14 protein-coding genes and 1 pseudogene are annotated in these 16,409 nt (G+C 52.1%); 11 read left to right on the forward strand and 4 right to left on the reverse strand.

What is annotated here, in order from left to right:
* Positions 1–102 precede the first annotated feature (102 nt).
* The 4 genes from proC (at position 103) to GGR95_RS17655 (ending at position 4,419) form a co-directional block, all read left to right on the forward strand.
* Positions 103–882 carry a pyrroline-5-carboxylate reductase gene (gene proC / locus GGR95_RS17640; RefSeq protein WP_184568196.1) on the forward strand — a complete coding sequence of 260 codons (780 nt, stop codon included), beginning with the start codon at positions 103–105 and terminating at the stop codon, positions 880–882.
* A gap of 37 nt (positions 883–919) precedes the next feature.
* Complete coding sequence (locus GGR95_RS17645) at positions 920–2,194, forward strand: glutamate-5-semialdehyde dehydrogenase (RefSeq protein WP_184568197.1); 1,275 nt, start codon at positions 920–922, stop codon at positions 2,192–2,194.
* 202 nt (positions 2,195–2,396) lie between these two features.
* Complete coding sequence (locus GGR95_RS17650) at positions 2,397–3,074, forward strand: potassium channel family protein (protein ID WP_246423440.1); 678 nt, start codon at positions 2,397–2,399, stop codon at positions 3,072–3,074.
* Position 3,075: 1 nt separating this feature from the next.
* A complete protein-coding gene (locus tag GGR95_RS17655) occupies positions 3,076–4,419 on the forward strand; it encodes a TrkH family potassium uptake protein (RefSeq protein WP_184568199.1) in 1,344 nt (447 codons plus the stop codon).
* A 30-nt stretch (positions 4,420–4,449) separates the two neighbouring features.
* Here GGR95_RS17655 and GGR95_RS17660 read toward each other — a convergent pair whose 3' ends face one another.
* The 3 genes from GGR95_RS17660 to GGR95_RS17670 form a co-directional block, all read right to left on the reverse strand.
* Positions 4,450–5,070 carry a helix-turn-helix transcriptional regulator gene (locus GGR95_RS17660; protein ID WP_184568200.1) on the reverse strand — a complete coding sequence of 207 codons (621 nt, stop codon included), beginning with the start codon at positions 5,068–5,070 and terminating at the stop codon, positions 4,450–4,452.
* Between the two features lie 1,856 nt (positions 5,071–6,926).
* Entirely contained in the window at positions 6,927–7,691 is a 765-nt protein-coding gene (gene phnF / locus GGR95_RS17665; RefSeq protein WP_184568201.1) for a phosphonate metabolism transcriptional regulator PhnF, read from the reverse strand.
* Positions 7,684–8,811 carry an alpha-D-ribose 1-methylphosphonate 5-triphosphate diphosphatase gene (locus GGR95_RS17670; RefSeq protein ID WP_246423441.1) on the reverse strand — a complete coding sequence of 376 codons (1,128 nt, stop codon included), beginning with the start codon at positions 8,809–8,811 and terminating at the stop codon, positions 7,684–7,686. The genes phnF and GGR95_RS17670 overlap by 8 nt, the downstream gene beginning before the upstream one ends.
* A gap of 75 nt (positions 8,812–8,886) precedes the next feature.
* Between GGR95_RS17670 and GGR95_RS17675 the strand changes: the two genes are divergently transcribed.
* From GGR95_RS17675 to GGR95_RS17705, 7 genes are all read left to right on the forward strand, one after another.
* The gene (locus tag GGR95_RS17675; RefSeq protein WP_184568202.1) at positions 8,887–9,735 is read left to right on the forward strand and encodes a PhnD/SsuA/transferrin family substrate-binding protein; all 849 of its coding nucleotides are present in this window, start codon (positions 8,887–8,889) and stop codon (positions 9,733–9,735) included.
* A gap of 42 nt (positions 9,736–9,777) precedes the next feature.
* Positions 9,778–10,581 (forward strand): phosphonate ABC transporter ATP-binding protein, encoded by an 804-nt coding sequence (locus tag GGR95_RS17680; RefSeq protein WP_184568203.1) that lies wholly within the window; start codon positions 9,778–9,780, stop codon positions 10,579–10,581.
* Positions 10,565–11,365: a phosphonate ABC transporter, permease protein PhnE gene (phnE, locus tag GGR95_RS17685; RefSeq protein ID WP_343042389.1), complete on the forward strand. Its 801-nt coding sequence runs from the start codon at positions 10,565–10,567 to the stop codon at positions 11,363–11,365. The genes GGR95_RS17680 and phnE overlap by 17 nt, the downstream gene beginning before the upstream one ends.
* Before the next feature lie 236 nt (positions 11,366–11,601).
* Positions 11,602–12,849 (forward strand): extracellular solute-binding protein, encoded by a 1,248-nt coding sequence (locus GGR95_RS17690; protein ID WP_184568205.1) that lies wholly within the window; start codon positions 11,602–11,604, stop codon positions 12,847–12,849.
* Positions 12,806–13,762, forward strand: a complete 957-nt coding sequence (locus tag GGR95_RS17695; RefSeq protein ID WP_221385008.1) for a carbohydrate ABC transporter permease — start codon at positions 12,806–12,808, stop codon at positions 13,760–13,762. Before GGR95_RS17690 ends, GGR95_RS17695 begins: the two co-directional genes overlap by 44 nt.
* Positions 13,752–14,588 carry a carbohydrate ABC transporter permease gene (locus tag GGR95_RS17700; protein ID WP_184568207.1) on the forward strand — a complete coding sequence of 279 codons (837 nt, stop codon included), beginning with the start codon at positions 13,752–13,754 and terminating at the stop codon, positions 14,586–14,588. The genes GGR95_RS17695 and GGR95_RS17700 overlap by 11 nt, the downstream gene beginning before the upstream one ends.
* Entirely contained in the window at positions 14,585–15,484 is a 900-nt protein-coding gene (locus GGR95_RS17705) for a carbohydrate kinase family protein (RefSeq protein WP_184568208.1), read from the forward strand. Before GGR95_RS17700 ends, GGR95_RS17705 begins: the two co-directional genes overlap by 4 nt.
* A 192-nt stretch (positions 15,485–15,676) precedes the next feature.
* On the opposite strand, the pseudogene GGR95_RS17710 reads toward GGR95_RS17705, so the two are convergent.
* Positions 15,677–16,314 (reverse strand): annotated as a pseudogene (locus tag GGR95_RS17710) (IS6 family transposase); the annotation flags it as partial.
* Between the last annotated feature and the right edge of the window lie 95 nt (positions 16,315–16,409).

A 16,409-nucleotide genomic window follows, 5' to 3' on the forward strand; every position in this document is an offset into this window, starting at 1 on the left:
GCCACTTGGCGCCGATACAAAATCAACGGTTGATCGGGCACCTTGCAGAGTGGGTGCGGCACGCAAAACGTGCGGGATCAACGTAGAGTAAGGAGAGCAAAGATGAAGATACTTTTGATCGGATGTGGCAAGATGGGCGGCGCGATGCTGCGCCAGTGGATCAACCACGACGGTAACCAATTCACCGTCGCTGATCCAGCTGTCACAGAGCTGCCTACTGGCGTAACGCATGTCACAAAAGCGACATCCCTGCCACAGGGCGAATTCGATGTGATTGTCATCGCTATCAAGCCTCAGATGATTGCCGATTTGCTGCCCGCTTACATCCCCGCTTTAAAATCTGGGGGCTGTTTTGTCTCCATTGCGGCGGGGTGCAGTATTGCAACCTTGGCCGACATTGTTGGCGATGCCGCGATCATTCGCGTGATGCCAAACCTTGCAGCGATGGTAGGGATGGGCGTGTCTGGCCTATACGCAAACCCCGCTTGTTCCCAACAACAAGAAACGGATGTCACCGCGTTCATCGCCCAAACAGGCCGCTGTGTTCCGCTGTCCAGCGAAGATGAAATCGACCGCCTGACCGCAATAAGCGGCAGTGGACCGGGGTATGTGTTTGAAATCATGCGCAGCTATGTCGAGGCTGCCAAACGCTTGGGCTTTGACGAGGAAACCGCCCGCGCCTTGGTGTTTGATACAATCACCGGCACCGTTGAAACCGCACGCCAATCAGATGTCTCTCTGGAGGACTTACGAAACTCCGTGACCAGCAAAAATGGCACGACACAGGCTGGATTAGATGAGCTGCGCCGCGACGGACAGCTGGACAGCCTTCTGGATGACACCGTGCAGGCCGCATACCGCCGCGCCGCCGAACTGAGATAAGAGCCGCGCGTTGAGCGCAGCACATAGGAGATGAAGCATGACCGATATGATCCCAAAAGAAACCGAAATGGACGTCGCAGCGGTTGTTGCGCAATTGGGCCAACGCGCAAAAGCAGCGGCACAGGACCTTGCGCTGGCAACAGCTGAACAACGCAATCTGGCACTGCGTGAGGCCGCCAAGGCCCTACGCGCCCGCACCAGTGAGATTTTGGAGGCCAACGCCGCTGACCTGAACAGCATCAGCGGCAAGGATGATGCCTTTGTTGACCGCCTGACCCTAACCAAGGACCGCGTCGCCGCAATGGCTGATGCCGTTGATGCCATCGCTGAGCAATCCGATCCCCTAGGCCGCACACTGGCACGGTTCGACCGCCCCAATGGCCTAGTAATCGACCGCGTGAGCGTCCCTATCGGTGTCATCGCGATGATCTATGAATCGCGTCCTAATGTGGGCTCTGACGCCGGCGCATTATGTGTAAAGTCCGGCAACGCCGTTATCCTGCGCGGTGGCTCCGAGAGTTTGCAGTCTTCGCGGGTCATCGTGGCCTGTTTGGCGCAAGGGTTGAAGGCGACGGGACTTCCCGAAGATGCTGTGCAATTGGTCGACACCCGCGACCGCGAAGCGGTTAAGCATTTACTACACAGCACTGAAACCGTCGATCTGGTGATCCCGCGCGGGGGGCGTGGCTTGGTCTCCTTGGTGCAAAAGGAGGCCCGCGTGCCAACCCTGCTGCACCTAGATGGCAACAATCACAGCTATATCCATGAAAGTGCCGATATCGAAAAAGCGGTCGGCGTTGTCCAGAATGCCAAAATGCGCCGAACGGGGATTTGCGGGGCCACTGAATGCGTGGTGATTGACCGCAAGATTGCACAGGACGTCCTGCCACGTTTGGCAAAAGCGCTTGCAGATTGCGAACTGCGCGGCGACGACGAAGCCCGTAAAATCTTACCAGATATGTCCCCTGCCACCGATACAGATTGGGACACAGAATACCTCAGCAATATCATGTCCGTAAAGATCGTAAGCGACCTGAACGAGGCGATCACTTTTGTGCAGGCCCACTCTTCGGGTCACACTGACGCGATCATGGCTGAGGACACGGAGGCAGCTAAACGCTTTATGGTCGCCATCGACTCGGCTGTGGTCATGCACAATGCCTCTACCCAGTTTGCAGACGGTGGTGAGTTTGGCATGGGCGCCGAAATTGGCATTGCGACAGGTAAAATGCATGCCCGCGGTCCTGTCGGTGCAGAACAATTGACCAGCTTCAAATATCTTGTCTTTGGTAACGGTCAAAAACGCCCCTAGGGTTAGGTACGTCGTGTAAAAAATAGATAAATCATGCACTCTGGCCAGCGAATTTTGTATAATTACTGGCCCGAGTAAACCTCCCTGCCCTTTTTCTGCATTGCAGCGGATGCTCCCCGGAATACTGCGGCAACAGTTGCTTTCGATTGACAAGACGCATCATATGTTCATTGCCTTTGCTGAAAGTTCTGGAGGAATGAAATTGGTCGACAAAAAAAGACATCGTGGCACGCGTACGTTCGGGGTGGTTGGTCTGGGTAATTTTGGAAGTACGGTCGCCAACGAATTACAGCGCTTTGGTAACCACGTCATCGGGATCGATATTTCGCAAACCCGTGTTGCCAGCCACGCCGATACATTGTCTCAGACGATGATCGTCGATGCGCGAGACGACATCGCCCTGCGCGAAGCAGGTATGGGGGATTGCGAAGTTGGCGTTGTGGCCATGGGCTCCGATCTGGAGGCCAGCATTCTAGCTGCGATCAACCTTAAACTGATTGGCGTGCCAGTCGTCTGGGCAAAAGCCACAACCAAGACGCACCACAGAATTCTCAGCAAACTTGGTGTGGACCGGATCATTCACCCCGAAGTCGAGGTCGGTCAACATATCGCCCAAGTACTGCACAACCCTCTGGTGCGAGACTATGTAAGCCTTGGCAACGGCTATCACGTGGTAAATTTCCGCATACCCGAAAGCCTTGAAGGCAAGATCCTTGCGGAATTGCCCCATAAAGAGAAATTCAATTTGCGCTGTATCGGAATCATGCGTGGCACCGAATTCATCGGGCAAGACGGCGCTGGATGCCCGCTGCAAAGCGACGATCTTTTACTGCTTTTGGGCCGCCGCAGCGACCTACGCGATTTCGCAGCGAGCCTCTAGCATGGCGTTTCGAAAAACAAAGCGCCTTGGAGCAAGCAAGAAGTTCAGCCTTCCGCCGCCCGCGCTACTGGGGGTGTTTTATGTGGCCTTCATCATTGCAGGTGCCTTGTTGCTTTGGCTGCCGATCTCTCATTACGGTGATATCGGGCTGAGCGAGGCACTCTTCACCTCCACTTCCGCTGTCACGGTGACCGGCCTTGTCCTGGCTGATACGGGCGCGGCCTTTACCGGTTTCGGGCAAGCGGTAATAGCTATGTTAATACAGTTTGGTGGGCTTGGCTTAATGACCTTCGCCGTTCTGCTGCTCGGCGCACTGGGGATCCCCGTTGGCATGCCACAGCGCCTGATCCTGCGCGAGGACTTAAACCAGACGTCTTTGTCAAATCTGACCTATCTCGCCCGTATTATTCTAATTATCGCATTGGTCTGCGAGGCACTTGGTGCGGTGGCGCTGATGTTTGTCTTTGTGCCCGAGTTCGGATGGAATGGCATCTGGCAGGCTGTTTTCCATTCGATATCCGCGTTTAACAATGCGGGGTTCGCCCTGCACCCCGACAGTTTGTCACGGTGGGTTGGAAATCCGGTCGTCAATGTTGTTGTGCCGCTTTTGTTCATTCTGGGCGGGCTGGGGTTTGTCGTGGTTGGTGACATCTACCAGCAACGCAACTGGCGCAAGCTGACGCTGCACTCCAAATTGATGCTCATCGGCACGATGGTTTTGATCCTTTGGGGCACGGTGATGTTTGGACTGCTGGAGTGGAGCAATCCCGCGACGCTTGGCCCCCTGAGCACCCCTGACAAGCTCTGGGCAAGCTGGTTTCAAGGGGTCACGCCCCGCACGGCAGGTTTCAATACGATTGATACAGGCGGAATGCATGACAGCTCAACGATGTTGACCATGACCCTGATGCTGGTTGGCGGCGGCAGTACATCCACCGCGGGCGGCATCAAGGTGACTACGGTTTGTGTCTTGCTCTTGGCGACCGTGGCTTTCTTTCGGCGGCAGACAACATTGCACGCCTTCGGGCGCTCCTTGGGCGTGGAAGAAGTGATGAAAGTCATGGCACTCACAACCATTTCGATGCTTCTTGTCATTGCAGGGATTTTCATAACGTCGATCAGCCATGATGGCCAATTTATAGATTTAGCGTTCGAAGTAACCTCTGCCTTTGGGACAGTCGGTTTATCGCGCGGCACAACTGGTGATCTTGATGCCGTAGGCAGAGCTGTAATCATCGTGACGATGTTCATTGGCCGTGTGGGACCATTGGCAATCGGATTTTTCTTGGCCACCCGCAGCATACCGCGTGTGAAATATCCCGCAGGACAGGTTTACCTTGGGTAGTTTATCAGCAGTGTTGCAGTAGCCCGATCCCTAGGAAACAAAATTTCGCGCGACCGCAATTGCTACAGCATGGGTCCGGTTCACGGCACCCAACTTGCCACAAACCCGCAGCGCACGCTGTTTGACAGTAGATTCCGCAATATTGAGTTTTTGCGCAATCTCCCGCTGCGCCAGCCCTTCCTTCAGGCACGACAAAACGTCAATTTCAGCTTGGGTCAGATCAGGGCGTTTCAACAAAAGTGGTGCCCATGATTTGAACTTTTTGCTCACATGGGCCAGTTCGGCATCGGTGAGGTCACGGTCATGCCGTGCGATACCAAGGAAAGATTTGCTCATCCCGTATCTTTGCGATGAAACCCCACCATATTTGAGACGGAAGCATTTTGCATGCTGCATCACACCACCGATGTCCGGGATTTCGAGGTCTGACCAGCGCCGCGTTCCTGAATTAGATAATGCCCAAACAACAGTAGGATCGAGCCCAAAATACGCTTTTTCCTTGTACACATCCATCCATTCCTTTGGGTAGGTAGAATAAAGGAATTCAGTACCTTCGAAAGAAAATCCAAACATCATAATGACACCAGCGTTGCCGATTTCATTCAAGACTTTCATCTCATTTTCATAGTCTGGGATCAACGAAGGCAGCATGAATAAGGTCACTAAACAGGAAAGCTACTGCTAATTATCAACTCATTGACAAAAGTGAAAGCATCTATAAGCGACGCATCACCTTCAAAAAAATAGCGCCCCCAACCGCCCCTTGGCGAAATGGGACCGATAGTTTTTGTAGGTAGCCGGACATATCCTAAATATATCGCTACTCGGCGGGCCCTATAATGTGAGCGATGAGATTGGCTGAATGAAAATATCATACACGTGTTCAGGCCCGAGAAAACCAGCCAAGGCGGCAATCCAGAAAGTGACAGGCAGAATTGGCAAATTCCTCATGTTCAACAAAACAAATGTAAGTATGGTAATCTTTGATCATTGCCGTTCGCGAAGCCCAGTCTTGAAAAGTTCACACCAGCGGGTACTTTCCGAAACCATTCAAAACAAAATATCGCCAGTTACTGTAGGTTTTGTCGACTGTAGCTGCCTGCGGCTACCGCTTTTTGTCGCGACGTTTGCTTCCTCAGCTGCGAACATCTGACTTGAAAATAGTCACGTTTACTCTCTAGCAGAATGCAAGTTGTGACCAGATAGAGGCTAGAAGAGAAGTGAGATCAAAAATAGTTAGCGTAGTTCTTAAATGGATCGAATTACAAAATAAATTTTAGGCCAAAGCCCAGAAACAACATTTTACACTAATGTATTTTTGAAACTCTTTTTGTTCATTCCTCAACTTGCCCCTATCTGGTCGAGCGATAGATGTCGGACCATCCTATGCAAGTCAACGAAACCAACCATGGATATATCCGATAAGACACATTTAATTTTGACCATAATTTTAACTTAAATGAACTACCGTATTGACGAAAGTTAGACCTACCGCGATTCAAAGCCGCCCCTTTGATAGCATTTACTGCAACAAAGGAGACAAACTATGCCCTGCACGGCAGGGTCAAGCGCAGCACGATCCCAAGGCATGGGAGCCAAGCTCGCAAACTATTCAGATCCCTTACACAGATTGTAACTATGCAGACCTGCGCCCGAATTTTCTTTGCCCCTGCGTTGTTCACTGTAGGCATTGCGCAAAGCGCGTTGGCACACCGTTCTCAGACTGGTGCGGCCACTGTCATCCTAGCCAATCTGAGCCCCCTTACGACAGAGAAGGTCGCGAAAATTCGGACCAGTTGTATCCTCAACCGTTTTTAGCTGAAGGCTGGCTTGGAGGCATCAGTGACAAATGCACAGGCATGACCAAAAGATGGTTTACGCGTTTTCAGATGAACTTTAGATCCCAAAACAATCTGAACTTTGTGATTGAAGACCCCGATCACATTCTCTCCAAAACCGAAGAAGATAAAATTGGTATTCTTTTCAAAAGGGCCGTGCGGGCTGGGCACCCTTTTGACATTGGTGCAAACCGCCTATTTGAAGTTCCCATATACAAAAATAGCGAAAAATCCCCCCTAACCATCCGCCGCATTCCGTCTTGCATGTGTCTGAGCATAGAGACGGTCTGACGCCAGCCAAAGACGCCAAATCGAAATGGCGGACAAAATGGGGATGCGTCAAACCCGAAACCGACCAACGTACTGATAGTCAAGATATAAATAGATTTGAATGGCGGACAGTCAGTCAGTCACCCACTCAAGTAATTCCTATATACATCTTAAAAACAATAACTTAACAATATCGCACGCAATGACATGTGTAGTAAAATGTGTAGTAATCATTTATAAGGGTTGTTGGTTGCGGGAAGGCGACTTGGACACTGTTTCACAAGTTTAAGCGAAGTCATGCTTGAACGATAATACATATGAGGATTCGTGACAGAAGCATACGCAGGCTTGGTGGCATGGGCATTTACGGTCATTGCGACTGATTGTTACTCTTCATTCCTACTCTTGGTTTTTCAGGACGAGTTCCACCGCCGTCAGCGGCCATGTTCCCCGGTTGAATTCAATGGGGGTGCCGTCGGCTGCGGTGTTAATCGCAACGCTTCGCAGCACCGGGGTGTGGAGTGTTAGACCTAGAGCCTCTGCCTCCTGTGGAAGCGCAAAGCCGCCGCTTACACGGGTTTCTACACGGCGGTAATCTGCAACCCCATGAGCGAGATAAACATCGCGCACAGATTCTCGCAGCGCATATTCTGTTTCGAATGCCTGGAAAAGCCGCCCCGGAAATACTTTATCGCTGGAATAGACTGTCGCATCATTCACCAGCCGCGTGCGTAGAAGGCGTATCACAGGGGCACCAATTTCGATGCTTAGAGCCTTGGCCTCGTCCCCGTTTGCCACATTGCGGATAAGGGAAATTGTGCGCGTGCCGATCACTGCCCCCCCTTCAATACCATCAGCGAAATGCTTGCCGTGATCGACACTGTACTTCAGCGGCACAGGCCGCACAAATACGCCGACGCCCTTACGGGCCTGAAGCAAACCTTTGTGCTGTAACTGCGTCAAGGCGCGGCGTATTGTTACGCGGGTGACACCAAATGCTTCGGCCATGTGGTTTTCGCCCGGCAAGCGATCCATGCTCCCCAAGCGACCGTCTAAACAGGCCGCTTCGATCCGATCCGCAATTTGCTGCCAGATCGAAATTTCATTTTGGGCTCGAAATGGGCGCGCGGCAAGAGCGGTGATTAAAACAAGTGTGTCAGCCAAAGTGCAACTTCTTTTCTCCGGCAACAAAAACCGCTTTAACACTACGCGTTTTTGGACAAACTGCAATGACATCCGCACGCAGCCCCGGTTGCAGCCGCCCGCGATCCGACAGCCCAGCTATAGCCGCAGCCGAATATGAAACGCAATCCCATGCTGCGGCAAAATCCATCCCCTTTTCCGCCAGCACAAAGGCGGCTTGCAGCGGAGCCGGATAATAGTAATCTGACGCCAGCACAGTTCCAAGGCCCGACAAGATCGCAGGAGCGGCATCGACCGCATTGTTCTGACTGCAACCACGGAGCACGTTCGGGGCACCAAAGACCACCTGCTCTCCCGCTTGTCGCGCCGCAGCCGCGGTTTGCTCGGTCATCGGAAATTCAGACGCAGAAATACCCAATGCACGATGGTCTTGCCGTGTTGCCGGCGATACCTCATCATGCGCGAGCATCGGTATCTTTGCAGCACGCGCCGCTGATGTAACACGCACGATTGCCGCTGGCACCTCGTTTGCACGGGCGGAAACCTCGTTTAAGCGGGCGCTACAGTCTTCGGGCGACCAGCCGATACGTTCCGCCATACGAACGATCTTGCGCGTTAAGGGAGGCTGCCCAATAAGTGCCGTCGTATGATCATTGAGCGAAAAGATGCAGTTAGGCACCTGATCAAACCAGCCGATCATATCCTCGACAGCCTCGAGCGCAAAAGTTTCCCACCGGAAGTTGATCCGCGTATCGCAAATCAGGTCGGCCCCTGTCAGCGCATCCACAAAGGCGCGCGCAGAGGCGAGACTTCGCAAGCCTGGCTCCCAGCTGACTGTCAAACCGTGAAAAGCCGTTATGATACCGTTCGAAAGCATTTGGCGGTCTGCTTCTTGCAGCGCCAACGAGAGTTCAAATGACACCCCTGGGCGTGGCATCGCAATCCGTTCGATCGCATCGCCATGCACATCCACGATACCGGGCAATAGCCACAAACCGCTTGCATCAAAAACTTGCCCCTTGGGCACTGCGCTCACGATCACCCCGCCTGCAAAGTGTAAATTGTCGCGGTGAAGCGTCCCGTCGCGCAATACCGTCCCGCCCGTTAATGTCCAGCTCAATGCCGCCTCCATATCAGTCATATGCCTGTCATAGGAATCATCTATCAGGCCAATGTGACGCCCCTGTGTATACAGCAATTCATTTGGAGAGATACCATGTTTCGCACCGTTTTAACCGTAACTTCCCTGCTACTAACCGCCCCCGCCTTCGCAGAAACTATTCGTTTTGCCGTCACCGACATTGACGGAATGGAAACGATGCAGCAGGAATTCGGCGCGTTCGAAGCCGCATTGGAAGAGGCTACTGGCTATGATGTCGAGCTCCTCGCTGTCTCTTCGCGCACCGCGGCCGTGGAGGCGATCAATCAAAAACAAGTTGATTTGATCCTGACCGGTCCGGCAGAATACGTCGTCATCAAGGCGTTGACCAATCCTGAAATTGTCGCGGCTTGGCAGCGCCCAAATTACTTTGCGCAGATCGTTGCCCTTGCAAAAAGCGACATTCGCAGCGTTAAAGATTTAAAGGGAAAACGTGTGACATTTGGTGCGGTTGGATCCACTTCGCAGCACCTCGGGCCAGCGCAAGTATTAACGGATCTTGGTCTAGTATATGGCAACGATTACCAACCAGAGATCATCAATCGAAACGTAGCAGTTGAAGCATTGGTGCGTGGTGATGTGGCCGCTGTGGGAATGAACGAGACACACCTGCGGTCTATCCGCGAGGCATTCCCCGATCAGGCGTTTACGGTTTTGGCCCGCGGTCGCGATCTGCCAAATGATGTACTGGTTGCCCGTGCAGGTATTGATGCTGCCATGTTGGCCAACTTACGGGATGCGTTTCAAACAAAAGGTGAAACGTTGATGTCCGCCATTTTGCAAGGCGACGACAACAAAAAATATCAGGGGGGGTTCTTCCTCACAGATATCTCTGATGCTGACTATGATTACGTTCGTTCGATGTATGCGACTGTTGGCGTCGATACTGAGCAATTTATTCAGTAAGCTAAGCGGCGGAGCTTTGCTCCGCCCCTTGTGGGGGCTACCATGCTTGATCATTTACCGGAAAAGTTTGCTAGCGTAGACATTGTCAGCACGCCTGTCATCACCACGCATGCCTTGGCCAAGACCTACCGCAATGGCCGCGAGGTGCTAAAAGGCATCAATCTCACCATCCGGCAAGGTGAACGCGTTGCATTAATTGGATCAAACGGTTCTGGCAAATCAACTCTTCTGCGGTGCTTGATCGGGCTAAATGAAGTTTCCAGCGGAAAGGTTACGACGCTAGGTGAAACTTTTACCGCTGCCCCCACTAAAGCCCAACGTGTAGCCTTACGTCGGCAAACAGGGTTCGTGTTCCAAAAACATTGCCTTGTACGCCGTCGGTCTGTTTTATCGAATGTTGTCCATGGAATGCTGTCCGAAGCCGGAAGCTGGCGCGGCTTTGCCCAATGCCTCGCACCTGAGTCATGGCGCAGCGCGGCGCTGGATGCGCTTGCCGAAGTCAATCTTGCTGATCGCGCAAATGCGCGTGCGGATACGCTGTCTGGTGGTCAACAACAACGCGTCGCCGTAGCGCGCGCCCTTGTGCGCCGCCCCCGACTGTTGATTGCTGACGAGCCGGCTGCGAGCCTTGATCCCGTTTCAGGACATGAAGTCATGGCAATATTCGCGCGGCTTTGTGCCGATCACGGGATTACGATGCTCTTCACCTCACATGATATGAACCATGTTCTTGAGTATGCCGATCGGATTGTCGCCCTTAAAGAAGGTCGCATTTTGTTTGATAAGCCTTCGGCCACTACAACCGATGCCGATCTTAAGGAAACTTTCCGTGTCGAAAATCGCTAAACTTCCGCCCCGTTTACCTCGCCTGTCGCCACTGTCGTTTGCGCTTTCCATCGGAGTTGCCGCTGTTGTGATTGTGTCAATCCTGCAAGTTGCACCATCAGTCGGGCAATTAGCCGACGGTGTGCCGAACCTCGCCAACCTTGTGTCACGGATGCTACCCCCGAACCTCGAATCTGCATTTCTTCAGCGCACCTTCTGGCGCATCCTTGAGACGTTCCAGATCGCCTTGGCAGGGGCGGTAATCGGCATCGTGATCAGCCTTCCCATCGCATGGATTTCTGCACGTGGCGTGGGACCTTTCGGCAGGATCGGTGCATTCTTGACCAAGGCCTTTGTGTCGTTCCTGCGCACCGTGCCCGATCTTGTCTGGGCGCTGCTCTTCGTCGCAACCGTAGGCTTGGGTGCCGTTGCCAGAACCATGACCATTGTGGTTGACACAATTGGCTTTTGCGGCCGCTTCTTTGCTGAAGTCATCGAAGATAGCGAGAAAGAACCACAAGAAGCGATTTCTGCCATCGGTGGTAATCGGTTGTCGATCCTTTTCGGCGCAATCATTCCCGATGTGATGCCCTCACTTATCAATTCGTCACTTTTCGCCTTGGAGAAAGCCGTGCGCTCATCGGTTGTATTGGGCCTTGTCGGTGCAGGGGGCATTGGGCAAGAATTAAAGGTCGCGTTTGATATGTTCCAATATCGCAATGCATCAACAATCATCTTGGTTATCTTCGTGATTGTACTCGGCATGGAGTGGGTGACGGATCGCTTACGCAGAAAATTGCAGTAAACTACGCCCTCCCCTTTCAAATACTCCCGTTTATTTTACAGCTCGGAATCCCTCATCAAGGCCAGTCAATCTTGAAAAACCAAGCTGTCGCACAAACCTACCCAGCTTATGCCAAATAGATTCACAAAATCTAATTCCGTCACATATGTGCAAAGTTCATAGGCTATCTCATGCGCACAAGCTCCTGTGTATACAGCGAATCCGGCCCAATAACATTTAAATTAACGGAGATTGCAATGAACAACTCTTCTCTTTCACGCCGTGGCTTCACCCAAGGGGCCGCCATGTTTGGTGCTGCGGCCGCTCTTCCTGTTCACGCTTTTGCGCAGGAAGATGCTGTGGTCACAATTTCAAGCCCTTGGGGTGCCGATCGCCCCTTCCAAAAAGTAGTCGACGCGTACAACGCCAAACAGACTGGAGTTAGCGTCGTAAATCGCTTGGACGGCAGCTATGAAGACATGGCAACAAAGGCATTGGCATCCGTTGCCGCAGGTCGCCCGCCCGAAATCATGGTAACGGGGTGGAAGTTCGGATATTTTGCACGCCGTACTCTTGCCGCACGTGACTTTTACGACATCGATAGCACCAAAGCGGATGCAATCATGGGCAATTTCAAGCCCTCTATGAAACCTTTGGTCACCATTGACGGCGCCCTTATTGGCCTGCCTTGGTCCCTTTCAACGCCCGTAACATGGATCAACATGGACCTGTGGCGTGAAGCTGGTCTTGATGACAATATCCCACTCGACATTTCACATGAATGGCTTGTCGCTCAGGCTGCTAAACTGGACAAAGCGCTTGGTAACAAGAAGCACCCGACTTATCGCTCGGCGATTGATCTATCCAACAATGAATGGACATCACAAGCATATATCCAGAATGCAGGTGGCTTCATCCTTGATGGGACAAATCTGACATGCGACAGCGCCGAAGCTATTGCAGGCATAACCGCATTTGCCGAACCCGCCAAAATGGGGCTTTGGACGAACATGGATTATCGTGCGCAGGCCAAAGCGCAATACGCAGGCAACATCGCAATTGTAACGACATCCTCATCGCGTGCCGGCCCGTTATCCGCGCTCGACACAGAATTCAAAGATGTGATGTTCCCAAGCATGGATGGCAAACGCAACATGAATTCAGGCGGCAATTTTCTTTCGATCTACACCCAAAACGACGAGCTTGCCAAAGCGTCTATGGACTTCTTGGCCTTCTGTGCCACACAAGAAGCTCAAGCAATCTGGTCCGAAATGGGCTATGCGAATGTGTCAAAATTTGATCTGGGCGTCAAACCGTTGCAAACTGCAGCAGTTGCACAGCTTGATGCAGGTCTGACAGCTGAAACAATCTGGCCGGGCGAGCGTGGTCTTGAAGGCCAATCTGTTTGGCGTCAGTGGGTTGCGCGCATCACCGAAGGTGTTGTGACACCCGAAGAGGGTCTTGCCCGCGCAAAAAGAGAACTCGCACCACTCGTTTCGGCTTAATCCCTTGCGGCAACGATCCAATGTAAAACGCGCTGCGTTCTCCAAGCTGGCCCCCATTATTTTTGTTGGGCCAGCGATCCTGTTTGTGGTCGTTTTCCTCTATGCTCCGATTATATTTTCCGTTGCACTGTCATTCAGTAGCTGGAATTTCATCAGCCCAGAGATCAACTTTGTTGGTTTTGAGAATTATCGACGGGTTTTCCATGACCCGAATTTTCAGGATGCTGCATACAACACGCTTCTTTACTGCGTAGTGCTAATTCCAGTTCAAATCATTGTCCCACTCTTGCTTGCATCGCTTATTCTAAGGGTCAAAAACAGAAATCTTGCGGGGTTTTACAAAGCCACACTTTTTCTACCGACGATTCTTGCATACTCTACGGCAGGGATCGCGTGGCTTTGGTTATTTGATCCAATCAATGGATTTTTAAATTCCGTGCTCACGGCATTTGGCCTCCCCCAAAGCCGCTGGCAAACGGATCCGAATTTGGCAATTTGGTGCGTTGCCTTCGTGACGTTCTGGAAGAACTTCGGCCTAAATATGCTTTTGTTGCTGGCGGCACTCGTCAGCATACCGAAGGAAATCCACGAAGCGGCTGCCCTCGATAACGCGGGCCCGTGGCGACGGTTGTTGACAATTGACCTCCCGCTCATCTCGCCTACTTTCTTTTTCGTCGCCGTTACAACAACAATAAATGTCATGGACGATATCGTTGGCGTGATTGACGTTCTCACGAGTGGCGGCCCTTATGGCCAATCATCCAACATCCTTTACTATATGTATGAACGTGGTCTCAGTTTTTTCCAGTTTGGGCAAGCAAGCGCGGCATCGGTCATCATCATCATTCTCGTTCTATTTGTGACGTGGGCACAGTTCCGCATGTTTGAAAATCGAGTGCATTATGAAAGTTAGAACAGCGCTCGGCGCGTCAGCTGCTACCCATATTGTTCTCTCTTTGGTCGCAATCCTATCGGTCTTCCCCCTGTTTTGGATGGTAACCACCGCATTCACCCCCAACGATCTAGCACTGACCAAAGCGTTCCGGTTTTGGCCAGAGGACCCCACCTTCGAGAACTTCCGCATCGCATTCACCGATTTCCACGCTGCCAATTGGATATGGAACTCGATCTTGATCGCAGTTCTTGTGTCTGTTGGTAAACTTGCAATTGCCGTTCCGGCGGGCTTTGCCTTCTCACATATGCAGTTTCGTGGGAGAGACGCCTTGTTCTGGGTCATCGTGGCAACCATGACCTTCCCGACCATTATAGGCATCGTTCCTCTTTATATCGGGATATCTCTGATCGGTTGGTATGATACACAAACCGCCGTCATCGTTCCCTCAATTGCCTATATCGGGTTCTATGTTTTTTTCATGCGCCAGATATTTCGCTCTCTTCCCAATGCCATGTTTGAAGCGGCCCGGCTTGATAACGCTGGACCGTTCAAACAATTGTTCGAAATTGCGATCCCGAACGTTCTGCCTGCCATTGCATCCCTGAGCATCATCAGCTTCCTCGGCGCATGGAACATCTATCTCTGGGCCCTTCTTGTCCTAGACACGCCAGAGAAACGCACGCTGGCGATCGGATTGAAATCTTTTGTTGTCATTGATGACTTTGAACCGATGTGGGGACCAATGATGGCCGTTGCATTGCTATCGATTCTTCCTGTCATGATCCTATTTATCTTCGCGCAGCGCTACGTCATGGCCGCATTTACGGGCGGCATCGGAAAATGAGCAAGATCGCAATTGTCGGCAGCGTGACGCTCGACTTCGTCTTCCAAATTCCCCGCATGCCGGAGGCGCATGAAAAACTGCAAGCTGGTCAAATGATTGTTGCAGGTGGCGGGTCGGCCTCAAACGTAGCTCATTGGTTATCGTCTTTAGGGCATGATGTTAAAATGTTCTCGGTAGTCGGGGACGATCCGATGTCGAGTATTGCAGTCGACAGCCTTGCACAAGCGGGCGTGGACATCACAGGGATCCGCCGCATGCCTGGGATCGGCCCGTCCGTCATGGCAATATTCACCAACGGAAACTACAAATCTATGGTAGGTGCAGGCACTTGGGATGTAGCCAAATCCTGTTGGGACGAAATGCTGCGCGAAACAGATTTTTCTACTTTTGACCGTGTGCATATCATACCCAAGGTCTATGGGAATTTGTTTGGCACCGGGCGCCGAGCCGACCTTGTCGATATCCCTGTCTCGGCGGACCTCAACGGAACCTATTCTCCTCAAATGATCGCGGACCTTGATCTTGCTTTCAGCAATTACGACGAGATTTCCGCCCAAACTGGAACGTCCGACATTCGTACCAAGGTTGCCGCCGATTTAACAGGAAAACAGTATGCCCTCATTGTTACCCGTTCACGTGAAGACGTTACCTCTTATGGAAGTGGAACAGAGACGCGGATCAAACCAAAAGCTGTTGATGTTATTGACCGCGCGGGTGGAGGCGACGCGTTTTGTGCCGGCTATCTACATGCCATGAATGCCGGTGCGTCCAGTGACACCGCGATCAAGACAGGGCTACACCTTGCAGGTATAGTAATTTCGGCCCTTGGCTGTCGACCAGCTAGCGCAGAAGTCGACGCAACTTTATGCACGCTCAAAATCCGTTTCCCAACCTGAGAGGAAAGTAACAATAGCAGTTCATCTCGATCAACCCAGCCATTCGAAACGGCTTCTCTGTCCCCCTGCCGTCGTTCCGACATGGCTTTGTTGTTGGCGTGGATGCCCCCCACCTATCGACATCGTAATGTGCCACTGTGGCGGTGTCAGATAAATGCGAAGTTGTCTCTCCAAGGAAAGTAAGGCTTAAACTTATGCCCCGCCGAATTGACGCCACCCGGCGAGAGCAACGGCGCGGTTCAGCTTGAAATTTGACCGACTATAGAGATGTCGTTCCTGATTGAAGTGGTTATGGACCGAGGCGTGGACGGCGACGAATATCTGCAGGGTTCGCATCCGCCTGAAACGAAGCATGGCCCGTTCCCGCCTTCGAAATGGCTGGTGTCCATTCTCGGCTCGATTGTTGATCCAGCGGCCGGTTTCCTGTTTTTCGGCGCAGCCAATGACCGTCATCGCCGCGCCGTAGGGTCGCAATTTGTCGGTGACTAAGATATGTGGACGACCATGACGTTTCGTTGTTTTCCTGAGAAATTTCAATGCTGCCTTGCGATCCCGGCGCTTCGTAACGAATCTTTCCAGAACTTCTCCTTCGTGATCCACCGCCCGCCAAAGATAGTGCATCTCGCCGTTAACTTTCACGAACACTTCGTCCAAGTGCCATTGCCAGTTCTAATATGCCCACATCGGGCTGACCCTTTTCTGACGGATCTCCGCAGCAAATATTGGACCAAATCTGTTCCACCAAAATCGAACCGTCTCATGGCTGATGTCGATGCCGCGCTCGTGAAAAGATCCTCTACGTTCCGCAGCGAAAGCGGAAACAGCACATATTGGACCTGTCACGCTTTAGTGCCGCCCCAAGTGCTCGTTTAAGCCACCTTTCGTTCGAAGGCGACAGGGCTTTTCCAGCCCAGTGCTGAGTGGC

The sequence above is a fragment of the Sulfitobacter undariae genome (assembly GCF_014196805.1).
GTDB classification, from domain to species: Bacteria; Pseudomonadota; Alphaproteobacteria; order Rhodobacterales; family Rhodobacteraceae; genus Sulfitobacter; species Sulfitobacter undariae.